Annotated in this window: 2 protein-coding genes and 1 pseudogene; all 3 read right to left on the bottom strand. The window is 45.5% G+C overall.

Annotated features, from left to right (window positions below):
• Positions 1 to 55: 55 nt before the first annotated feature.
• Positions 56 to 3,673 (bottom strand): LysM peptidoglycan-binding domain-containing protein, encoded by a 3,618-nt coding sequence (locus BZG73_RS15825; protein WP_158075316.1) that lies wholly within the window; start codon positions 3,671 to 3,673, stop codon positions 56 to 58.
• Position 3,674: 1 nt separating this feature from the next.
• A complete protein-coding gene (locus tag BZG73_RS15820) occupies positions 3,675 to 4,184 on the bottom strand; it encodes a DUF4123 domain-containing protein (RefSeq protein ID WP_158075315.1) in 510 nt (169 codons plus the stop codon).
• Positions 4,185 to 4,188: 4 nt separating this feature from the next.
• Positions 4,189 to 5,091: pseudogene (locus BZG73_RS15815) on the bottom strand (type VI secretion system Vgr family protein); the annotation flags it as partial.
• Positions 5,092 to 5,667: the final 576 nt, after the last annotated feature.

The raw sequence follows: 5,667 nt of genomic DNA, 5'->3' as shown, positions 1-5,667 counted from the left end.
ACAGGCACTGATACCTACCACGACAAATAGCAAAAAAACTATCTTTATAATGTTTTTATAAACCGACATCTTTAAGACTCCAATCAATTATTTTTTCATTTTTTTCGGGTGCTAATGCGATATGGTTGTTATCTCCATCATTTTTATAGCTAGTTAGCTCAATTTCTATACCTCGGCTACTAGCATTAGCCACCACTGAACGTGCATAGGCACGATACTCAGTATTGATAACCGGATCTGGTCTCCTAGTGTTGACCGTCTTTGTGTAACTTGYTAACACCATTCTACCGCAAAGTAAACTTGAAAATTTGTCGAAATTATTTCGAATTCCAATCAGTTCGTCTCTTGACGTGTTATGTTGAGTAATAAAAATAGATTGATAAATAAACCTTGCTATCTGATACCAGCTTTTTCTAAACCCTTCCCACTGTTGGGGTTTATCTGCTCCTGCATGGAGATCGGCCATTATGATCAATGTTTCTTTCCATTGCCGCTGACTGGCATATGATTCGTCGTCTTCTTGGTTAGTTTTATCTTTGCTTAACCACTCCATAATATTCAAAATAGCTTGAGCCTGTCGACGATTAACAAACTGGGCACTACCCTCAGAAGTTGCCTCAGTCTGAGCCTTCAGTAATGCTGCGATCAAGTTAGCGAGTGTCTCGGGAGGCAGTTTTATGATCCATTTTCTCGCATTAGGGGCATTATCTCCTGTTAGGCTTCTCGATAAGAACGGAGCATATTCTTTGCTTATGACATTCTTTTTGTACGATGCCCACAGGTTCGGTGGCATAAGTAGTACCTTAGAAAAGGATAGACCCAAACCAATAGCTATCGTCGCGATGTCGTTAAGGGTATTAAAATCATCATTTATTCCGTTTTCATCTACATCACCAAACACAGATAAGCGGCGGAAGTTACTTTGCTTAAGTACGCCAAGTAGACAGTCGATAAAGTCATCACTATTGATCGCATTTAATTCGATGCCCAAGGTGCCCTTACACCCGCCTCCAACTACTAAGCGCGCAGATGCGATGACCACTAGGACGCCGGCCTGGAAAGCAATACGGAATTCACTGTGAAAGCCTGCGCCGTACGCGGCCGAAAATTCACCCTTAATCGTACCTAAGGTTTTAGGAACTCGAGCATTAGGTGCTACCCAGAAAACGTCCGCCCCCAAGGCACCGCCTACTTCTACTCCGACAAAGGCATCTACCGTTACACCTGCCTCCGCTGCAACCTGACTATTCACTAAGTCTTGTTGCGTTGCACCAGTCATATTCTCAACTCGATGGACGTTAGGGTCGAAAAGGGTAACGGTACTACCACGTACCCCTAGCCCATTATCTATGTCACTAGGACCGACAGTAACGCTACTCCCTAACTGACACGTCGCACCAACTAACCCATAGACTGAACCGGTTATACGTGCCATTAACGCGCCAACATCGTAGCTGTACTCATCACCCTTATCATCGGTATAGAAAAGCGTCACCGCATGACCCCTAGCTGATGACGCTGATGCATTTTCACCCAAGGTATTGTTTTGCTCACCCTCTGGTAACCACAGACAAATACTCATTTGTCCTTGCAAAAGCGCCAACTTAGCCGAAATATTGCCACTCGCCCCCACTTGGCGAGGATCTTTGATTAGGTCTGAATAGCCTGATAACGGAAGGTTAAGTGCTGACTCTCCCTTTGCTGTAAAACGAAGAAATTGTGCTCCTGCATCTTCCGCATAAGCAGGCTCGTTTAAACCCTCGATATTGCCTTCTTGAGCGTGGTAACTATCTTGCCAAAACACAGTGTCGAATTGAGATTGCGTTTTTAACGGGGCTATGCACACTTGGACACTTGTTTTTCTTAACTCTTTTAATGCATCAGTGACACTATTTACACCAACGATATTCCCCCCGCCTGTCTGAGGAGATGCAAACGTAATACGATCAGTAATGAAATCAACATGGCAAGCTGCTTTGGTATAGAATGGATCTGACTTATCGTAAGGCATATACCACTCTGGTCCACGCAGGTAAAAAACTTGCCCTGTGGATAAAAAACTGCACTCAACTGGCTGAATATCGCTGAGTCCCGCATCATTGACAAAGGCACTTACACCTTTTTTATTGGGCTGGTGATCTTTTCTATCCCACACTAATACAAGCTCGGGTGCCAGATCTTTCCTTTCAGCATCGGCAAAAAAGAATCGAAGCTGGTTAGGGCCTTTTTGAGCCGTTTGTTTAGCCAAGCTTTTTAAATGCTCTATTCTTTTTTGTGCTATCAACTTTATTGTTAATAGTTTATTAAAAAGCTTATCAAGCGGTGTGCCTTGGCTTTGACCCAGTATTTGATTCAAGGCATTTTGATGTTTGGTTATCGTCATGTCGATAAGATGTATCAATGCCTTAGCTGGATAATACGACCACGCGGCTTTATTGACATCATTAACAAGGCTTTCAATGTTTAGGCTGTCATTTATTTCAGTGCTACCTGTTATCTCTTGGTATAAGCTATCAATCAGCTCAGTCTGCTCGATTGAAATTGGTTCTGGTGATGTCCGCCAGTCGTCTCCGCGGTTGCGTAATACTTGAGGCCCCGCCGCAACACCAACATCTCCCTCTAGTTGCTCCAACGTCAAACATTGCTCTTTAAAAACAATACCTTCTTGGTTGAGTAGCTTGAAACCGGGAAGAAAACCATCTTTCGCTAGCTCGTTAAGCTCACGTATCGCCGCTTGGTGTGGCCTTTTAGCCAGATCCAGACCATCGATATAGTCGTAAATAAGGTTACACGCTCTTTTAATCCGCTCTTCTCTTCGTGATATGAAGTATTGGTGGTCTTCGCTAAATACAAACTTAGTCCCATCATCTGAATTAATGTTGCCAGCATTTCTTTCCGCTTTCTCTTCCAGCTCGGTAATACGTTCGTCAATGGCATTCAATATAAAAGTACGGACACGCTCTTCGACCAATTTGTCAAAATTTGCGTTGCCACTTCTGTCTTGAGGTGCAAGAGATTGAAACTTACCGCCATAATACAGTGCATTTCTTTCAGCATTTTCTCGTCGAGTCTCTTGCTGAACAATATCATCAAACGCTAAGTCAAGCTCCTCAAGTGCCTGGGTTAGAAACCCCTGAGGATCCGCAGATTTATAATAGGCTTTTGTTTGTACCACTAAACGCAGTGGCAGAAGGGTGGTATAGAGTTCCTTGTCTTCCTCATCCATAAACGCTTCATGAGGGCGTGTGGCAAACTTAGACATGATGCCAAGCTGATTGATATTTGCCAATGTGGTGCTGTAGTCGCCTTCAACAACGGCGTCCTGCATTAGGACTTTTTCTTCTTCGATAAGGTCCTTGGCCTCTTGTGTCACTGCGTACCAGCATTTTTCACCCGTCTTAGGATGCGCTGGCACATATAAGATGTCGACAAAATCAGCGATTTGACACTCTTGTTCCGTAGCAGGCGCTTCTGGTGCCTTTTTAAATGATTCGCGAGAGGCCTCCGTATCGGCAGGTTCCGGCAGCTCTATCTTTAACGTATCTCCAGCATAGATAAAGTCGGGATCTTTGATTTGCGTACTGTTCAGCTTGAGAAGATCCTCTTCGGAGACGTCAAACTTTTCAGCAATAAGACTTAAGCAGTCACCTTTCGTTATTTTGTATTCTTTCATGTCACACCCACTGCTTAAAAACAGAATCTTGTTGTTCGCCCTCCACGGGCGTGAATGGATTTGGCTTGTATAGGCACACAGGCACATCGTCTGAGTTAAACCAAAACACCCCTTTGCTAGGCCCCAAGCATTGCACGATATCGTCTGTATTGGCATGTGCTAAAACGGCATCCCAAAGTCGTTGGCTTTGAAAGCGCAAACATAAAACTTGGCCAGCAACTTCTATCTTCAACATCGCTTGTAAGTGCGCAATAAAGTCATCTGCACAGGTTTTGTCATCCACTGCAAATATTACCGAGCTGGTATCAAAATAAGACAGTGTGCGCCATGTCTCGACGTTAGCGATATCCGCTCCCATATTCACCAAATAAGGGCTTTGCTCAAGCAGATAATCAAAGGGAGTGCCTGCATATAGGGGCAGAATTTGCTGGACACTAAAGTGTTCTTGAATCAGTTGCGCGGCATCACTGATCCTTACAGCATCAACGAGCAGCCAATAATCCGTTGCCATACACTTATCCCTCTTCCTGCAAACACGGACAATCTTGACGAGGGCATGAACCATCGAATTGTCGTTGACACAACTTCAGCACAGGAAGGTTTGCCACCGATGCCACTTTTAGAGTCGCAGGCGAAAGCTGCAGGGGTAAAGGATCGGGACTCTCTGGCGACTCCACCCCAAACGGGAGGGCGGCGACTTTACCGGCATAGCCACTGCCTGCACCGGGGCTGCCGCCTGAGTTGAGGTTAATCGCAGGGCCCACAAGATGAACACCGCCGCCATCAATGCTGACAAAGCTGCCGCCGGCTTTGACGGTGATGCTACTCCCCGCTTCAATCACCGCTTTTTGACCGGCTTTGATATGAATTTCGTTACTGGCGTCATTCACCCACACTTGCCCAGCTTTAACATGCAGCGAGCCGTCGACAATCAGGGTTTGGTCTTGTTGAGTGTACTGGCGACTCTCTCCCTCCACGGTATGATGCGCATTGCCCATCACACGATGAAATTGGTCATTGTGTACCTGATGGTGGTTGTCATGACCTATCTCGGTCACGCGGTCGTTTTCTACCTCGGTGTGCCAATCTTTTTGCGCGTGTAAATACACTTGCTCACTGCCCGATTGGTCTTCGAACGTGAGCTCGTTGTAGCCCTCGCCTTGATGACTCTCGCTGCGCCAAACCGTCTTGGTTTTGTGTGCCGGTAAAGTATAAGGCGGCACATTGGTCGCGTGATAGGTGCGGCCAGTGATAATCGGTTGGTCCGGGTCACCGTGTAAGAAAGACACAATCACTTCATGGCCAATGCGGGGAATCGCCATCATGCCGTATTGGCTACCTGCCCAACCTTGGGCCACCCGTATCCAGCAGCTGCTTTTGTCATCGCCGTTGGAATAACGGTCCCACGGGAAGCGCATCGATTATCACCAGGGTATGGGTTGGTGTCACCGCGCTCATGGTGATACACCAAGCCTGAAGTGCAATTGGCGTCAGAGTAAGAAAGATAGGCAATGCTACCGCCTAGCGGGTGTTATAACACTCACTGAGCGGTAAATATTTAGAGTACGCTCGCAACACTTGGAAGAAAGCTTTAAAACTTAAAATGAATTATTGGTTTTAGCCAAACAGAAAGTCATCCTCGGGCGTAAGTACTATGAACACTCTCGAGTCTGACACTAACGCAGCTGACCATTCACATTCACTTCGAAGGTCGACTGGATGATCACATAGACCTATGAAAAATTGGCTGATACAGAGTATTGAACACCCTCCCCTCAGCCGATCAGATCGTAGCTTCTTGATTTAGTTACATCGATTTAAGCAACAAAGCCAACGATTAGCGGAAAGTTTTCTATATGTTCTTACTGTAACCTCTGAAGAACTCGACAGTCGTTTCGTTTAGATGCAAATTAAGCTTAACTCCTTTAACATATTCCTTCGCATTATTTCTTATTATATTTAAATCCTCTTCAGTCACTTTAGCTCCTCCTACC

It is taken from the genome of Salinivibrio siamensis, assembly GCF_001996005.1.
Lineage (GTDB): Bacteria > Pseudomonadota > Gammaproteobacteria > Enterobacterales > Vibrionaceae > Salinivibrio > Salinivibrio siamensis.
The sequence above is the reverse complement of the archived record's forward strand: the minus strand, read 5'-3'. Positions and strand labels throughout refer to the sequence as shown.